General features: G+C 35.4%; 16 protein-coding genes. 9 read left to right on the top strand and 7 right to left on the bottom strand.

Translation table 11 applies throughout. The features are described from left to right. The first annotated feature begins 127 nt into the window (after window positions 1–127). Window positions 128–1,288 (top strand): thioredoxin family protein, encoded by a 1,161-nt coding sequence (locus K0U91_RS01410; protein WP_220180140.1) that lies wholly within the window; start codon window positions 128–130, stop codon window positions 1,286–1,288. A 91-nt stretch (window positions 1,289–1,379) separates the two neighbouring features. Here the strand turns inward: K0U91_RS01410 and K0U91_RS01415 are convergent, their stop codons facing one another. After that, on the bottom strand, window positions 1,380–2,402 hold the full coding sequence (locus tag K0U91_RS01415; protein ID WP_220180141.1) for a 3-oxoacyl-ACP synthase III family protein: 1,023 nt from the start codon (window positions 2,400–2,402) through the stop codon (window positions 1,380–1,382). Between the two features lie 76 nt (window positions 2,403–2,478). On the opposite strand from K0U91_RS01415, the gene K0U91_RS01420 reads away from it, so the two are divergent. The 5 genes from K0U91_RS01420 to K0U91_RS01440 all read left to right on the top strand — a co-directional run bounded on the left by K0U91_RS01420 (window position 2,479) and on the right by K0U91_RS01440 (window position 6,349). Next, window positions 2,479–3,378, top strand: a complete 900-nt coding sequence (locus K0U91_RS01420) for a magnesium transporter CorA family protein (protein WP_219971017.1) — start codon at window positions 2,479–2,481, stop codon at window positions 3,376–3,378. A gap of 48 nt (window positions 3,379–3,426) precedes the next feature. Beyond that, entirely contained in the window at window positions 3,427–5,013 is a 1,587-nt protein-coding gene (locus K0U91_RS01425; RefSeq protein WP_220180142.1) for a patatin-like phospholipase family protein, read from the top strand. 99 nt (window positions 5,014–5,112) lie between these two features. Further along, window positions 5,113–5,610, top strand: a complete 498-nt coding sequence (locus K0U91_RS01430) for a DUF2199 domain-containing protein (RefSeq protein WP_220180143.1) — start codon at window positions 5,113–5,115, stop codon at window positions 5,608–5,610. Between the two features lie 7 nt (window positions 5,611–5,617). Continuing rightward, complete coding sequence (locus K0U91_RS01435) at window positions 5,618–5,938, top strand: hypothetical protein (RefSeq protein ID WP_220180144.1); 321 nt, start codon at window positions 5,618–5,620, stop codon at window positions 5,936–5,938. A 42-nt stretch (window positions 5,939–5,980) separates the two neighbouring features. Then, a complete protein-coding gene (locus K0U91_RS01440; RefSeq protein ID WP_220180145.1) occupies window positions 5,981–6,349 on the top strand; it encodes a glyoxalase in 369 nt (122 codons plus the stop codon). Window positions 6,350–6,412: 63 nt separating this feature from the next. Here K0U91_RS01440 and K0U91_RS01445 read toward each other — a convergent pair whose 3' ends face one another. Then, on the bottom strand, window positions 6,413–6,964 hold the full coding sequence (locus K0U91_RS01445; RefSeq protein ID WP_220180146.1) for a DNA-3-methyladenine glycosylase I: 552 nt from the start codon (window positions 6,962–6,964) through the stop codon (window positions 6,413–6,415). 135 nt (window positions 6,965–7,099) lie between these two features. Here K0U91_RS01445 and K0U91_RS01450 point away from each other — a divergent pair, with 135 nt between their 5' ends. Next, window positions 7,100–7,708 (top strand): hypothetical protein, encoded by a 609-nt coding sequence (locus K0U91_RS01450; RefSeq protein WP_220180147.1) that lies wholly within the window; start codon window positions 7,100–7,102, stop codon window positions 7,706–7,708. Between the two features lie 66 nt (window positions 7,709–7,774). Here K0U91_RS01450 and K0U91_RS01455 read toward each other — a convergent pair whose 3' ends face one another. From K0U91_RS01455 to K0U91_RS01475, 5 genes are all read right to left on the bottom strand, one after another. After that, on the bottom strand, window positions 7,775–9,352 hold the full coding sequence (locus K0U91_RS01455; RefSeq protein ID WP_219971025.1) for a DHA2 family efflux MFS transporter permease subunit: 1,578 nt from the start codon (window positions 9,350–9,352) through the stop codon (window positions 7,775–7,777). Window positions 9,353–9,469: 117 nt separating this feature from the next. Continuing rightward, a complete protein-coding gene (locus K0U91_RS01460) occupies window positions 9,470–10,573 on the bottom strand; it encodes an HlyD family secretion protein (protein ID WP_220180148.1) in 1,104 nt (367 codons plus the stop codon). A gap of 17 nt (window positions 10,574–10,590) precedes the next feature. Next, entirely contained in the window at window positions 10,591–11,904 is a 1,314-nt protein-coding gene (locus K0U91_RS01465; RefSeq protein WP_220180149.1) for a TolC family protein, read from the bottom strand. Further along, window positions 11,888–12,514 carry a TetR/AcrR family transcriptional regulator gene (locus K0U91_RS01470; RefSeq protein WP_219971028.1) on the bottom strand — a complete coding sequence of 209 codons (627 nt, stop codon included), beginning with the start codon at window positions 12,512–12,514 and terminating at the stop codon, window positions 11,888–11,890. The genes K0U91_RS01465 and K0U91_RS01470 overlap by 17 nt, the downstream gene beginning before the upstream one ends. A 474-nt stretch (window positions 12,515–12,988) precedes the next feature. Further along, window positions 12,989–14,107: a DNA polymerase III subunit gene (locus K0U91_RS01475; RefSeq protein WP_219971029.1), complete on the bottom strand. Its 1,119-nt coding sequence runs from the start codon at window positions 14,105–14,107 to the stop codon at window positions 12,989–12,991. 205 nt (window positions 14,108–14,312) lie between these two features. On the opposite strand from K0U91_RS01475, the gene K0U91_RS01480 reads away from it, so the two are divergent. Together K0U91_RS01480 and lptC are read left to right on the top strand one after the other, a co-directional pair. Continuing rightward, complete coding sequence (locus tag K0U91_RS01480) at window positions 14,313–15,605, top strand: hypothetical protein (protein ID WP_220180150.1); 1,293 nt, start codon at window positions 14,313–14,315, stop codon at window positions 15,603–15,605. Further along, window positions 15,605–16,201, top strand: a complete 597-nt coding sequence (lptC, locus tag K0U91_RS01485; RefSeq protein ID WP_220180151.1) for an LPS export ABC transporter periplasmic protein LptC — start codon at window positions 15,605–15,607, stop codon at window positions 16,199–16,201. The genes K0U91_RS01480 and lptC overlap by 1 nt, the downstream gene beginning before the upstream one ends. Window positions 16,202–16,206 lie beyond the last annotated feature (5 nt).

Raw genomic sequence — 16,206 nt, forward strand, 5'->3', positions numbered from 1 at the left:
AGAAATTTCTGTGGATTTTTTCTTTAGTAAAAATATTTTAATTATATCTCGTTAATGATTTCCATTTGTAACAATTATAAAGGCTTATGTTTCTATAATTATTACATTTGTATTCAATTAAAAATTCATGAAAAAAACAGCAATATTATCATTACTATTCTTTGCAGCAATTGCATTCGGACAAGGGATTAAATTTGAAGAGGGTAATTTTAAAAGCCTTTTAGCAAAGGCCAAAAAAGAAAACAAACTGATTTTTGTAGATGCCTACGCGGTTTGGTGCGGACCCTGTAAACTGATGGTGAAAAATGTTTTTCCTTTAAAACCTGTTGGCGACCATTACAATGCTCGTTTTATCAATGCAAAAATTGACATGGAAAAAGGCGAAGGGATTGATTTAGCTAAAAAATATAACGTAAAAGCTTTCCCTACATATTTATTCATCAACGGAGATGGTGAAGAGGTGCATAGAACGTTAGGATATGTTGAAGAAAAAGACTTTATCCAGTTTGCAAAAGATGCGGAAGATCCGAGTAAAACGCTTCCCGCTCTAAAACAGAAATTTGAAAAAGGAGAAAATAATCCCGAATTTCTGAAAAACCTTGCAGGTCTTACGATGTACAATGATGCAGACTTCACAGGAAGAGTTTTGGATCGTTACTTTAATTCAAAAAATGAATTTGATCAGGAAGATATCCAAATGCTTTTTTCAGGAATACAAAACGTAGAAAGCCCTTTGTATAAAACTTTTCAGACCAGAAAAGCGGATATTACCAAATTGCTTCCTGTTGAAAAGTATGAAGCGTTTGATAAAAATTTAAAATTAAATACGATTTTTAAAAATTCATATAACGTCGAGAACAAAACGTGGAATGACAATTATTTTCTTACGGAAGCTCAGAAATTTTTAAGCAAAGAAGAAGCTGAAAAAATGCTTATGAGAGCAAAAGCAAGCAGAGCATTGAGAAATAAAGATTTTGCAACCTATGAAAAACTGAGCTTAGAATTGTATAAAGACTATTCTGCTGCAGGATCTGAAGAGCTCAACTCATTAGCATGGAATTTCTTTGAAAACGTCATTACCAAATCATCTCTTGAGACTGCTGTAAAATGGGCTCAGGAATCTGTAAAGAAAAAAGAAGAATATGCAAATACAGATACACTGGCAAACCTTTACAACAAAATAGGTGACAAGAAAAATGCTAAAATCTGGGCAGAAAAATCTATCGCTTTAGGAAAAGCAGCAGGTCAGGACACAACCGATACTGAAAAAATATTAAAAGGTCTTTAATCTTAGACATAAATTTCAATCATAAAAAGGCGGCCGCTGAAAATAATTTTCAGCGGCCGCCTTTCTTTCGTTATTATTTGACTTCGAGAATTTAATATTCAAATAAAATACTTCCCCATGTAAAGCCGCTTCCGAAAGCCGAAAGAAGAACCAGATCACCCCTTTTGACTTTTCCAAGCTCAATCGCCTCGCTTAAAGCAATTGGAATAGAAGCAGCCGTTGTATTGCCGTATTTCTGGATGTTGTTGTGAACTTTTTCATCAGGTAAGCCAAATTTCTGCTGTACAAACTGGGCAATTCTTAAATTCGCCTGATGAGGAATAAACATATCCAAATCATCAACCGTTTTTCCTGCTTTATCTAACGCTTCTTTCATCGTTTCAGGAAATCTTGTCACTGCATGTTTAAAAACAAAATTTCCATTCATAATCGGGTACACTTCTTTATCGGTTACATTTTCGGGCTCTTTTCTCATCCTATCGCTCCATCCGTACTTCGATCCCGGGAATTGTGTGCACAATTCGTCTGCATATTTTCCTTCAGAATGCATATTCATCGCTAAAATATCGCCCGCGTTTCCATCTTCGGTTGCAGAAAGCACGATTGCTCCTGCCCCATCTCCGAAAATTACCGAAACACCTCTTCCTTCATCCGAAAAATCGAGTCCGAAAGAATGAACTTCTGCTCCTACAACTAAAATATTTTTATACGTTCCCGACTTAATAAAAGCATTGGCAACACTCATCGCATAAACAAATCCCGAACACTGATTTCTCACATCCAAAGCTCCGATTGTATCGCAGCCCAGCATATCCTGAAGCAAAACACCACATCCCGGAAAATAATAATCCGGTGAAAGCGTAGCAAAAATAATATAGTCAATATCTTTTACGGTTAAACCAGCGTGCTGAATTGCTTTTTCCGAAGCTTTAAAACCTAAATAAGCTGTCGTTTCCTGAGAATCATTTCTGTTGGCTCTGTGTCTGCGTTCTTTGATGCCTGTTCGCTCCGTAATCCATTCATCATTGGTGGTCATTAATTTTGCTAAATCATCATTGGTGACAACATGATCCGGAACATGAAAACCTATCCCTTTTATTGTACTTTTAATCATATAGTTTGTTTAATTTTGGTAAAGATAAAACTTTATCTTACACATCGTTTTTTTAAATAAATAGTATTTTTACGGGATGCCTATCAACACAATTTACAGAGATCCGGGATGCGAATGGATAGACGTGGAAGCACCTACGGACGAAGATATGAAATATCTTCACGAGAGATATGAGATCAACAATCTTCTTTTGGAAGACACTTTAGACCCTAATCACCTGCCGAAATATGAGGAAGACGGAAATATAAAATTCTTTCTTCTCCGCGAAAGTACTGAGCTTGAGCGTAAAAACCTCAACACCATCAGTGATATCAGCACCAAAATCGGAATCTTCCTTCTGGATAAAACGATTATAACGATACACCGGATGAAGGCAAAAAGTATCACCGAAACCAAAAAAGACATTACCTCAAATTCAGAAAACATACATTCTCATAAAATAGCACTGATGATTTCTTTGGTGATTATGAAAACTTTTGATGATGAGGCGATTAGCCTGTTTGAAACAATGGACAATATCGAAAACGAAATTTTCCTTAAAAATACCAATCACACCAATCAGATCCGAAGATTGTATAAATTAAAACGAAAATCCGGACTCAACTCGAGAGTGTTGACGATCTCAAATGACGCCATTGATAAGTTTAAATTATTGAATTTACAGGATTCTGAAGTAGTAGATTTAAAAGACAAGCAAAAAGATGTGGTTGCAGATTTTGATCACTTAAATATTCAGATTACCAACTTGATTTCGATGTTCCTGGCGTTATCTGATCAGAAAGCCAATCAGGTAATGAAAGTTTTGGCGATTTATTCGGTGTATTTTTTACCGATCACCTTTATTGCCGGTCTGTACGGGATGAATTTTGACAATATGCCCGAACTTCGTACACAACACGGCTATTTTTACACGTTAGGATTAATGGGTGTGATTGTGATCTGTACATTTATTTATGCGAGGAAAAAACAGTGGTAATTTCAGTTGAATTAAAAAGTTTTTTGTTAAACGCACCAAACCAAAATCATGAAAACCGAAATCCTTCAAAAAATCCTTGGGGACGACGTACTTTCTCAGGAATCTAAAGAAAAGCTCTCTGCGCTGCATGAAAATATTTCCAAAAAAGAATTTTCAGACATTCTCGATGCTGAAGGCAATCAGTATATCGAGTTTGTGCAGGAAGGCGGCGGCGTTTGGGGAAGTGCTTTGGTGGGCTACATGTACGCGCTCGAAATCTTCGGAATCCGGTTTCTGAAAATTGCAGGAACCAGTGCAGGAGCCATCAACACCATGCTTATTGCAGCCTGCAAAACTAAAGAAGAAGCCAAGGGTGAAGTGATCAAAGACATCCTTTTCAATTGGGATTTTTCAGATTTCATCGATGGAAAACCATATGTGAGAAGCACGATTCATGCGATGCTCAACAATAAAAATTTCATTAAAATCAATAGTATTCTTTTAGCAATTACCCTGATTATTCTAATCGCTATCCCTTTTGTAATTGAAACGGAAAGATCCTGGCAGGCAAAACTTTGGTTTCTTGTCCCTATTATTCCTTTAATAATCATTTTTTTTATCGTCAGGAAATTTTACAATGACTTCAAAAAAAGCAATAGCGGACTCAATCCCGGAACTATTTTTCTTAAGCAGATGACCGCTGTGATGAATGGATTTGGCATTAAAACGGTTGCCGAACTCAATGAGAAATTCATCCAGAAAGAATATAAAATGAATCTCAATTACCGTTACGGAAACGGTCTGGAGTTCTACACGAATGCCCTCAACGGAATTGAAGATATCAAGATGAATAATCTGGAACACATCGATGAAACCCGTTACCGTATATTTTTTGAGAGTGCCGAAAACAATGATTATTACAAAAACAATCCGTTTTATCAGCTTCAGACAGAATACATTGTCATTACAGCCGATATCAATGCCAAAATAAAAGTCGAACTTCCGACGATGGCCAATCTTTATTGGTCTGAAGAAGAATTGAAACACATCAGTCCGGCTGAGTTTGTGCGGGCTTCGATGTCTGTACCTTTCTTTTTTGAGCCTATGCAGAAGCTCATCAACAAAGATGACGAATCTGTGCAGTACGCCTGGAAATTTTGGATGAATATACAAAAAGAAGACATTTACCCGGTCGGAATTTTCATCGACGGCGGTACGCTTTCCAATTTCCCGATTGATCTTTTTCACATGAATGATATTTTTTACCCGAGACTTCCCTTGTTCGGTGTACAGCTCACCAGCGACTCTGAAATTTTGGGCGAAAAAGGAAAGACGAGTGAACAAATCCTGAAAACTCCCCTATCCTACGCCGGAAATATCATCGGAACTTTAAAAGGTTTCAACGACAAAACTTTCCTGACCAAATATTCATTCTACAATCTTTACAGCATCAAAACCGTCAATTGCGGAACGAGCAGCTGGCTCAATTTCTTCATGAAAAGGGAAGAAAAAGAACAGCTTTTCAACGCCGGATTTCTCGCCGCCCTTGATTTTCTTAACCAATTTGATTGGTCACAGTACAAATGTGAAAGAATGATGGTCGCCATGAAGGAGAAAAAGATTTTGAAAGAGGAGGATACGAAGACGGTGGGGTGATTGGGTTGGAGTGTTTAAGTGTTTGAGTGTACGTTAATAAAAGTGCAGTTTTTGACTTTAACTTTACAATTTTTATTATTTTTGAATTTACTTATCTCTATGAAATACATCTGCCAATGCTGCGGCGAAGAAAAAGAAGATTGGCCGGCAATAGCTTACAGTTCTCCTCATCCTTATATGAATCTTTCTGATGAAGAACTGGAAAATTCTGAAATTACATCAGACATATGTATTATCAGGTACTCAGATGAAACATGTTACTTTATCCGAGTTGTTCTTGTGCAGGAAGTCAATGAAAGCTGTCAGGATTTGGAATATGGAGTTTGGGTTTCTTTGAGTGAGAAAAGTTTTAATGAATATGTTGAAAATTACGATAATAAAGATTTTGAAACTGTTTATTTCGGATGGCTTTGTAATAATTTTCCCGATTATGATTTTGAAGATTCTATTCCGACCAATGTTGAGGTTAATAATAAAGTAGGAAGACCATTTATCTTTCCTAATGAAAGTCATGAACATCCTTTTGTTCATGATTTTTATAATGGAATTTCAAAAGAAGAAGCGGAGAGAAGAATTAAATTGGTAATAAATTGGTAATTTCATCATGGAAATTTTTGGAGAATTTGAAATACATGATACATTTAAAATTACCAATCACGGAATTGTTTTAGCTGGCAAAATTATTTCTGAAAATAAACCTGTCACAATTAATATCAATGATAAAATTTCTTTTCGGTATGATGAGAAGGAGGTTATTAGAAATATTAAAGGTCATGAACGTGGATTTGGCAGAAATATACAAATTGAATTGTCACATCTACAAAATGTTGCTATTCTAATAGAATGCGAGAGCGATTTAGAAATTGAATATTTAAAAAATTGGATACCAAATAGAACTATAGCCACATTGCTAACGAAAGATTAAAAAATATTATCTATTGTTATATTAAAATTAATCAAACATTTCATGACCACAAAAATAGACCTCAGAGAATCTCTCAATATACCTAATTCAGAAACAACCACTCCAGCAGAAATATTTCAAAACCAAATTCTGCGTCCCATTTTAAAATTACAGAATGATCTTTATTTGTCATTGTTTACGAACTATTCACTCCGACAGAAAGCAGATTTTAGCTCGTTATCAGCTTTTAAAAAGCAAATGTTTATTGAGCAGAGCGTGCAGAAAGACTCGGTCTTGAAAAATATTTTCATCGGGATGACTATAGGGATGTTTACTTTGGAGGAATTGGATGTATATCAATCTGACAGTAAAGTTTTTAACAAAAGAATCATTTCTATGCTGATCGAAAGATTGAAAAGTCAGATGAATTAATAAAAAAGGCTAATCGTTATTATTGAAAATAAACTTTGAGATCCTCCTTTGTCGGAATGACAATCAGCCTCTTCTCCACATCGGATCACACTTCAAAATCTCTTCATTCACCACACAATCCTCCGCATGTGCACCTTTCAGAAAACCGATGCTCATCAGAAACTCATTCACGATTTCTCCACCTGTAAATTTGAAAGTTTTTTTGAAAATTTTCATCCATTCCTGTAAATCTTTTGGATGATGATGTTCCAGCCATTTTTCAAACGAACCGAATTCTTTTTGCAATTCGATAATGGTTTTTGCATTTTCGATAGCAGCGTTTACTTTCAGTTTATTTCTGATAATTCCTGGATCAGAAAGCAATCTCTCACGGTCTTCTTCGGTATAAGCAGCTACTTTTTCAATATTAAATTGATCATACGCTTTTCTGAAACCTTCTTCTTTTTTCAAGATTGTTTCCCAGCTTAGGCCTGCCTGATTGATTTCCATAATGAGTCTTCCAAACAGTTCATTGTCATCATGAATCGGGAAACCATAATGGTTGTCGTGGTATTTTTTGTGTAGCTCCTTTCGGCTTTCGGGCTGCATGGTTTCGATTGCTGAACAATAACTCATTAGGTAGGTATTTTAATTTTTACAAATATAAGATGAGTTTGTGAAAAGTGATTGTCAGTAATGTTGAAAATATATAGTTATTTCTTTGGTTACAAGTTCTTATCTTTACTTTTAAAGTAATGTATTCTAATTTTTATGTCACGCTTATATTTGTTTTTCGCTCTTTTACTTCAATTTTGTTTCTTATTTGGACAAGACTCATTAAAATATGATAAAATTTTAAAAATTGAAAATCTTAAATTTAAAAATAACGAAATTCGTGTTTATAAAAAATATCAAACATCAACAGGCTTAGAGCTTTTTAGATTTTATCAGGATGAAAAAGAAGATTGGAAAGCAGAGTTTTTTGAAACTGTTGCTTACGGAAATAATAATGACATTAAAATAAGAACAAGGAAATCAAAATTAAATTCTTTTAAAAATTTTGAATTGATCTGGGCTAAAATTTTAGATACCAATGTTATGTATCTTCCAAAATGGGAAACTTTTCAATATAAATTAAAAAAAATCAACAAAAACTATCTGATTGAAGATGGTGAAATATATTCTTCAACCACTATTATATCTACTCTTGATGGCGAATCATTTTACGTAAAAATTAAAAACAGTAGCGGAGAAAATGAAATAAATTATTCTAATCCTGAATCATATCTAAAAAAATATCCAGACGTAGACGAATTAATTTCATTTCAAGAATTGTTACATCTTATCAGAAATGAATTTAAAATTTTCATAGAAAATTAAAGCTATTCAAATATATTTTTCCTTAATGCAAATAAAAACCTCCAAAAATTTCAGAGGTTTATATTTTTAGTGCATTGCTTCACTCAGGTCTATTTTTTCTTTGCTTTTCCGCTCTTTAATAAATAAAATAAACGGAATACAAATTAAGAAAACGACTCCCAGGTAGAGAAAAACATCCATATAAGAAAGTACGGTCGCCTGTTTGGTAACGGTCATATCGAGGACTTTGTATGCTGCATTCATGGCATTATCAGGTGTCATTCCTTTCGCAATAAAATTCGCTTTCAGACCTGCCAATCGCTGCTGAACATCAAAGCTGTCGCTGTCGAGATGGGAAATTAAATTCACCCTGTATTTCTGACCGGCATTAGCAATAAATGTTGTGATCGCTGCAATTCCGAAAGAACCTCCAAGCTGTCTCATCATCCCTGTAAATGCTGCTCCCTGACCAATCTCCTGACCTTTTAAGGTACTTAAAGATAAAGATGTAATCGGGATAAACAATAATCCCAATCCCATTCCGCGTACAATCAGCATCCAGAAAAAAGCCTGCTTGCTGGTATCCGGTGTAAGAATCTTGTATCCCCAAAAACTATATATAAAGAAAATGAGTAATCCTAAAGAAACTAAAATCTGCTGTTTCACCCCTTTTGTCAGTAATTTACCTATGATTGGCATCATGAACGCGGTCGTTAATGCTGCAGGAATCATTAAGGCTCCGGACTGAAGCGCCGTCCATCCCAAAACACTTTGAGTATAGAGCGGAACAATAAATGTAGAGCCATACAAGCCAAATCCTAAAACAAAAGACATCACCGTTCCTATTCTTAGGTTTCCGTTTTTCAGAACCCGCAGCTCTACGATGGGATATTTACAGGTCAGTTCACGCCACAGGAATAAGATAAATCCTAAAACGGCTGTTGTGGTAAAGGTGACGATCATTCCGCTTTCAAACCAGTCTTCTTCGTGACCTCTTTCTAAAATAAACTGTAAAGAACCTACCGTTAATGCCAAAAGCATAATTCCTAGCCAATCAACATCTGAAGCTTTGCGTTTTTCAGAAAATTTCGGGCTTTTGACAAACTGTAATGTCATCAACGTAGCTGCAATTCCAAGTGGGATATTGATATAAAAAATGTATGGCCAACTGAAATTATCTACAATATATCCTCCCAAAGGCGGACCTAAAGTAGGACCTATGATAACTCCCAATCCATAAATAGCCTGAGCCATACTTCGTTTTTCAACAGGATAAGATTCTGTAATGATAGTTTGTGAGGTTACTAATAATGCGCCACCGCCAATTCCCTGACAGAGCCTGAAAAACACTAGTTCCCAAATATTATCGGCATTTCCGCAGAGAAATGAGAAAACGGTAAAAATAATAATCGAAGCTGCGAAGTAATTTCTTCGCCCGAATTGCTGAGAAAGCCAGCTGGTCATCGGTACAATGATAACATTACCAATGGCATACGCCGTAATGACCCACCCTACTTCAGAAAGTGTAGCTCCCAGATTCCCTTTCATCTCGTTGAGGGCAACGTTTACAATCGTGGAATCCACAATTTCAAGCAGAGCACAAAGAATCGCTGTGATCGTGATAATCACTCTTCGGGCCCCATATTCTACTAATGAATCTTGCATTTTAATTTATTTAAAGATTAAAAAATTAAAGGATTAAAGATTATCTGCCCGCATAATAATTAATGTTTATCATCTCGGTGCAATCTTTTAAATGTTTGAATCTTTTAACTATTTAATCTACATTAAAGAAACCTCTGCTTTTACATTCATTCCGGTTCTTAATTTTTTTGCAATACTAGGATCAAGCTTTACAAAATCGATTTTTACCGGAAGTCTCTGTACTACTTTTACGAAGTTTCCGCTAGCGTTATCCGGGGGCAGAATAGAAAATGTAGAACCTGTTGCCGGAGAAAATGAGCTTACAACCCCTTCAAAATCTGTATCAGGGAAAGCATCGATCTCTATTTTTACTTTTTGTCCCTCAACCATTTTAGCTACCTGAGTTTCTTTAAAATTGGCAATTACCCATTTCTGATCATTTTTAACCAAGCTGAACAACTGAGAACCTGCCTGTAAAAACTGTCCCGCCTGAATCGGAATTTTTCCTACAAAACCGTCTTCCGGAGCTGTAATTACTGTATAAGAAAGATTGAGTCTTGCGCTCTCAACATCCACCTGTCTCTGTTTTGCAACCGATCCTGCAACACCGATCTGCTGAGAGCTTGCGTCAGTTTGAGAAGAAGCAATACTTGTTTGCTGCGCAATCTGATTTCTCGTATCAACCAAAACCTGCAGTTGCTTATCTGCAGACTGTTTTGCTGCCAAAGCCTGTTCGTATTGCTGTTCTGTAATTGAATGATCCTTTACAAGCACAGAATATCTTTTTAAATCCTGAGAAGTCTTCCAGACATTGACTTTTGCCGCCTCGATCTGTGCATTTGCAGTTGCTACTGCAGCCTGCGAACTGCTAATATTCTTTGAAGTTGCGTTAGTAGAAGACTGCGCAGATGAGATATTGCTTTTTGCAGTTGATAAAGCCGCCTGAGCCTGTTCCAATGCCATTCTCTGATCTTTACTGTCTAAAATGACTAAAGTATCTCCTTTTTTTACAAATTGATTATCTTTTACTTTGATCTCTGCAACATAGCCTGAAATTTTAGATATCACAGGATTCATATTCGATGCGATCTGTGCATCATCGGTTTCTTCATGAATCTGCCCGTAAGAATAGGTTTTGTATCCGTAAATCCCTCCTACAATAATAATGACTGATAAAATGATAGGGAAAACTAAACTTTTTTTCTTTTTAGGTTCGGCTGCTGGTGTATTGTTATTTTCCATTTTGGATATATTCTGTTTTATTTAATTGTTAAAGTTCCTGTGGTTTGTAATAGTTTTCTGTAAGCAAGCACTGCATCAGCTTTTGCATTAATAACTCCTACGTTGGCTGCAATTTGTGCAGCATCCGCGTCTAAAAGCTCTGTCATGGTTGCGAGACCATTGTCATATTTATTTTTGGTAATTCTATAATTTTCGTTAGCCTGCACTGCTGCTTTTTCGAAAACGGCAATTCTCTTTTTAGAATAATCTGAGTTCTGATATTCTCTGTTGACCTCTAGTTTAATATTGTCATTCAAAAGCTCGTTGGTTGCAGATAACTGCATTTCTCTAGCTTTTGATTGCTTTAAAGCTGAATTTTCTTTCCAGAGATTTGATAAATTGTAAGAAATCCCAACTCCGACATTTACCGCGTTGTATATGGTTAAAAATTTTGGAATATCTGCTGCCACATACCCTCCCGTAAATGCAATTGAAGGTAAATTTTCTGCTTTTGCTGATCTTGTTCCCAGCTCCGCTGCTTTTCTCTGCTGATCCAAAGACTTTAAATCATTACGGTTTTCATACGCTTCGTTGACATAAAAGCTGACCGGTTTTAAGTCTGAAGCTTCATCAATATAATTCTGATCCACTTCGATTTCAGTGGTTTCAGGAAGGCCTAAAAGTAAATCCATATTGATATTGGCAATGCTGTAATTATTTTGAGCTTCCAATAACTGCAGTTCAATATTTGAAGTCTGGAGATTGGCTTTTAAACGGTCGTTTCTTGCAATTACACCGTTATTTTCAAGCTTAAGAAAAGTTTCATCTCTTTTTGCTGAAGCGGAAAGATTTTCTTGCAAAACTTTAATCGACTGATTGGCTTTAAACAGATTATTGTAAGCCTGAGCTACATTGTAAGCAATTGCTACCTTGTCATTTTCACTGCTTAATTTTGAAGCTTCAACCAAATATTTTGCAGACTGAATTCCGTATTTTATTCTTCCACCGCTGTAAATAGGAACAGTAAGATTAGCAGAACCATAAGCCACCTGATGCACTTCCGGGCCTCCCGCCGCAGACACGCCCGGAATTTTCAGATCTATTGTAGGTTTTAACGGGAGATACAGATAACTTGCAGAAACGCTAAGATCCGGAAGCTGCCTGTTTTTCGCTGCCAGAAGATCAGCAGTTGCCTCTTCTATTTTGGCGGCATCTATTTTTAAACTTTTGCTGTTCTCGATTCCCAACTGAACCGCCTCATCGAGGGTGATTTGTTTTTTTTCCTGAGCATTGGCATTTGCAATTCCTATAAAGAAAGAAATTGCAATAACTGATTTATTTATTCTCTTCATAACCTAAAAGGTCTTTTAATATATGCTTGATATGTTGTATAAGTTCGGTGAAGTAGCGTTCTTCAAAAACATTCTCATCTTCATTATTTTTCAAAAATTCTTTATACATTCCTGTGGCATTTGATGCATAGAACAACGTTCCGCTTACTGTAGAATGCAATAAATATATGGGTGGGTTTTTAGTAAAAATTCCTTTCTCAAGACCGCTTTCTAGAATTTTAGAATACATGGTAATAAAACTCATTTTTGTTTGCTTCAGAAACTCAACAATCTGCGGATTCTCTGTGTATAGCTGCTCTCGTTGCATAATTCTGTAGAAACATTTGTTATGTCTTACTCTTCCTGCAAACTGATCAACTATTTTTTCTATTTTTTCCCATTCGTTCAGGTCTGTTCTCTCTACCAAATCCTTAGAAAAAGACTGTCCTTCATTCATTCTGTATTCAACGAGCTTCTCGTACAATTTTTCTTTAGAACCGAAATAATAAGAAATCATAGAAATATTCACATTTGCAGCTTTCGAAATTTCTCTTGTAGAAGTTCCGGGAAATCCTTTTTCGGCAAAAAGTTTTTCAGCAGCAAATAATATATTTTCTTCTTTAGAAATCATATGTTCATTTTTCAAGGTGCAAATATACACAAGTTTTTAATAAAATCAAACGATTGATTGATTTTTTGATTTATTTTCTCCCTTTGTGGATGTAACCAGCTGAAATTATTTAAATTTGATTTCTATAAATACAAAAACATAAAAAATTATTTCAATCTTAGCGATTGGTATAGTTTTTTTAAAATTTTGCGCAAGAAACTCCAAAAGGCGGCGGCTGTTCTGGAAAAGATAAAAAAGAATGCTCTACAGCAGACAAAAAAGCAAATCAGGAATATCACAAAGACTGTGATAAAAAAGATAACACCGGACGAGATCAGAAAGTTGATAAGACCTGGAAGAAAAGATAATCCTTTTTTTCCATTCTGTAGAAATGCAATTAAAGCTTAATATCATCGAAATTTCTATGGAAACAAATAAATCTAAATGATAATTTAAACTATAATCAAAAACTATGACAGACCAATCGGAGCTTTTTTATGTTGATTTATGAATATATCTCGAAAGCTTAATTCCCAAATCTGTCCAGACAATCTTAGGATTTCCGTTTCTGGTTAAATGATGATCTGCTGTGTTGATTTCATCTAAAATGCTGACAATATTGGCACCGCTGATAAATTTAGAAAATCCTACCCAGTTGAATCCATTGGCATCTATCTTTTTATACACCAGTTCTTCAGACTGGTAATTTTGCAACAATGCTAATCTGAAAATTTCTGAAGAATAATTGAGAAAATTCTTTTGTTTTTCACGGTTCCAGCCTGCAATTTCTCTGGCCCAGAGAATGATATTTTTAAGAAATTCGGGTTTCTTTTTTACCTGAAATGCATCACGAACCCATTGTACAAAAAGTCTTTCAAACTCAGGATTTTTGATTTCGGCATTAAGAAGCTTTATTGCTTCATTCAAATTTCCTTGCGCTTCGTGTGCCGCCAAATTTGCCTGATCTTCTGATGCTGCAAATTGAGTCATCAAATGATTTTTTAAATCTTCATCAGCAATTCTCGGTACTTCAATAATCTGTGTTCTGGAAATAATGGTCGGAAGAATGTCGTCTCCACTTTCTGCCGTTAAAAGAATGATGGTTTTTGCAGGTGGCTCTTCAAGAAACTTAAGAAATTTATTGGATGCCGCAACATTCATTTTATCAGCCCGCCAGACAATGAGAATTTTGGTACCGCCTTCAAAACTTTTAAGGGCAAATTTTTGATTCTGATCATCAATTTCATCCGCTGAAATAAACAGCTGCTTGTTTTCAGAATCCAGAAAAGCTGTCCAGTCGTCGTAACTTGCATACGGAGACTCCAGCATCATTTCCCGGAACTGTTCAAATTTATTTTTACTTAGAGAATTTTTGTTGTCGGTAAAGACAGGAAAAGAAAAATGAAGATCTAAATGATTCAAGTGCTGAACTTTTGAAGCCGCATGTTCGTTTTCACCTTTTAAAATTTCTTTCGCGTACGCTAAAACCAATGGCATCGTACCGTAACCTTCTTTTCCGATGAAAAGCTGGGCGTGGCTCACTCTGTTTTCGGAGATACTATCCTGAAGAAGTTTTTTTAGATTTTCTTGTCCGGCGATGTTTTCCCAATTCATGTTTCAAAGATAAAAGAATTTTGCTAAAATGTGAATTGGAGAATTGTCAATTTTTCTTCGCAGGTGAATTGTAAATTTAATTGATAGCAAAGCTAATTCACGATTGATAATTCACCGTAAAAACCCCTTAACAAACTTTAACCTCAGTAAATTTTTACAATTCATTAATATTTAAGATATTTGCGCATTATTTTAAAAATCTAGAATGAAAAAAATTTTTGTACTATCATTCATTTCGGTTGGGTATTTCCTTAACGCGCAGAGTTTGAGCAATTCACCCTATGCAACTTACGGAATTGGGGATGTAAAATATGATAATACGATTGAAAATACCTCAATGGGAGGTATTTCTACCGCTTACATAAGTGACTTTAGCAGTAACTTCAACTTCGGAAACCCTGCTAATAACAGCAATTTTGACTTAACGAGCATCAAGCTTGAAGCTACAAACGAAAACAATTACTTCAAAACCGACTATAATAATACAAAGTCTACCAAACATTCTACGTATTTATCTAATATCTCATTGGCTTTTCCTATTAACTCGAAAATAAAAATGGGACTTTTGTATCAGCCGTACAGTTCAAAGAGCTACGATATTGTTAACACTAGAACGGTAAGAGATCCAAAAACGGGTCAAGAAAGTATTTACGGAAATCGTTTCACAGGGAGCGGAACTCTAAATACTGCGCAAGCAGCATTATCCTATAAAATAAATTCAGAATTTGCTGTGGGTGTACGTGCCAATTTATATTTTGGAAATTTGTACGATACCAATGAATTTACAACTTCTACCTCAGAATTAATCAACGGATACGAAACTAAAAACAAGATTAAGAATTTAAATTTCACTTTAGGAACCAGCTATCAAAAACTGAATACCAGTACAGATAAAAAATTTACATTAGGTGCCACGGCGACTTTTGGTAATACAAGCAATATGGTTTCTGAATATGTGAACAGCACTTATTATTACACCGAAGGAGACGTAAAAGCCGGGCAAAGCATTATCGAATCAAAAAGTACGAGCTCAAAAAATCTATTACCGTTGCAGGCATCTTTAGGAGTAGGTTATGGTAGCGAAAATCAATGGTTTTTATCTGCTCAGCTCGATTATAAAAAAGGAGAAACAATAAGCTACTTCGGGAATACTTTCGATTTTAAAGACTCTTACAGAGTTTCTGCCGGAGGTTGGTATCTTCCTAATTACAATAATTTCAGAAGTTATTTTTCGCGGGTAGTATACCGTTACGGTGCTTTCTATGAAAAAGGAAATCTCGAAATTGCAGGAAACAACATCAATAAATTTGGGGTTTCTGCAGGGGTTTTACTTCCATTTAAAACCAGCAGCATTACAAGAATGAGCGGTCTTGAAATTGGCGTTGAACTTGGAAAAAGAGGAACCCTCAAAGATAATCTGATTAATCAAAATTTTGTAAATCTAAGAGTAGGATTCAATTTTGCGGATAAGTGGTTTAGAAAATCGCTTTATAACTAATGAATTTGATTTCAAACATATCATATAAAAATATAGCATACCTTTTTAGTTGTGCTATATTTTTTGTGTTTACATCCTGTGAAGAAGATCTTACGAAACAAAACGGAAATCGAAGTAAAAATTTCCCTTCACAAATTATCAATAATGCGAAAATCATCAGACGAGACTCAGGTTTTGTAACAATGAAAGCGACGGCTCCAATTATTGAACAATATCAACTGATCGATAGCCCATACACGATTGCAAGAAGAGGCATGAAAATAGAATTTTTCGATAAAAAAAATCCTAAAAAGCCCGGAAATATTACTGCAAAATATGCAAAAATATATGAATATAAGCAGTTCTACGAAGCAAAAGGAGATGTAAGGATACTCACAAGCGATGGACAGCGATTTGCTACTCAGAGCGTTTACTGGGATCAAAAAAAGAACAGAATTTATACAAGAGATACTGTCTATACAACGACTGCAGACGGATCTGTTTTGGTTGGTGCCAACGGAATGACAGCAAAAGATGATTTCTCAGAATATACTTTTTACAACAATTCCGGGGATCTTGATATCAGCAAGACCAAAATCGCAGAGTCTAAAAAATAACTATG

The sequence above is a fragment of the Chryseobacterium sp. LJ668 genome, assembly GCF_019613955.1.
Lineage (GTDB): Bacteria > Bacteroidota > Bacteroidia > Flavobacteriales > Weeksellaceae > Chryseobacterium.

What these genes read in the sequence shown, in the direction of transcription:
- K0U91_RS01475 (WP_219971029.1), bottom strand. Translation starts at nt 14,107, where the DNA reads ATGAATTGGGAAAACATCGCCGGACAAGAAAATCTAAAAAAACTTCTT.
- K0U91_RS01420 (WP_219971017.1), top strand. Translation starts at nt 2,479, where the DNA reads ATGCCTATCAACACAATTTACAGAGATCCGGGATGCGAATGGATAGAC.
- K0U91_RS01455 (WP_219971025.1), bottom strand. Translation starts at nt 9,352, where the DNA reads ATGCAAGATTCATTAGTAGAATATGGGGCCCGAAGAGTGATTATCACG.
- K0U91_RS01470 (WP_219971028.1), bottom strand. Translation starts at nt 12,514, where the DNA reads ATGATTTCTAAAGAAGAAAATATATTATTTGCTGCTGAAAAACTTTTT.
- K0U91_RS01415 (WP_220180141.1), bottom strand. Translation starts at nt 2,402, where the DNA reads ATGATTAAAAGTACAATAAAAGGGATAGGTTTTCATGTTCCGGATCAT.
- K0U91_RS01480 (WP_220180150.1), top strand. Translation starts at nt 14,313, where the DNA reads ATGAAAAAAATTTTTGTACTATCATTCATTTCGGTTGGGTATTTCCTT.
- K0U91_RS01460 (WP_220180148.1), bottom strand. Translation starts at nt 10,573, where the DNA reads ATGGAAAATAACAATACACCAGCAGCCGAACCTAAAAAGAAAAAAAGT.
- K0U91_RS01445 (WP_220180146.1), bottom strand. Translation starts at nt 6,964, where the DNA reads ATGAGTTATTGTTCAGCAATCGAAACCATGCAGCCCGAAAGCCGAAAG.
- K0U91_RS01425 (WP_220180142.1), top strand. Translation starts at nt 3,427, where the DNA reads ATGAAAACCGAAATCCTTCAAAAAATCCTTGGGGACGACGTACTTTCT.
- K0U91_RS01435 (WP_220180144.1), top strand. Translation starts at nt 5,618, where the DNA reads ATGGAAATTTTTGGAGAATTTGAAATACATGATACATTTAAAATTACC.
- K0U91_RS01465 (WP_220180149.1), bottom strand. Translation starts at nt 11,904, where the DNA reads ATGAAGAGAATAAATAAATCAGTTATTGCAATTTCTTTCTTTATAGGA.
- K0U91_RS01440 (WP_220180145.1), top strand. Translation starts at nt 5,981, where the DNA reads ATGACCACAAAAATAGACCTCAGAGAATCTCTCAATATACCTAATTCA.
- K0U91_RS01430 (WP_220180143.1), top strand. Translation starts at nt 5,113, where the DNA reads ATGAAATACATCTGCCAATGCTGCGGCGAAGAAAAAGAAGATTGGCCG.
- lptC (WP_220180151.1), top strand. Translation starts at nt 15,605, where the DNA reads ATGAATTTGATTTCAAACATATCATATAAAAATATAGCATACCTTTTT.
- K0U91_RS01450 (WP_220180147.1), top strand. Translation starts at nt 7,100, where the DNA reads ATGTCACGCTTATATTTGTTTTTCGCTCTTTTACTTCAATTTTGTTTC.
- K0U91_RS01410 (WP_220180140.1), top strand. Translation starts at nt 128, where the DNA reads ATGAAAAAAACAGCAATATTATCATTACTATTCTTTGCAGCAATTGCA.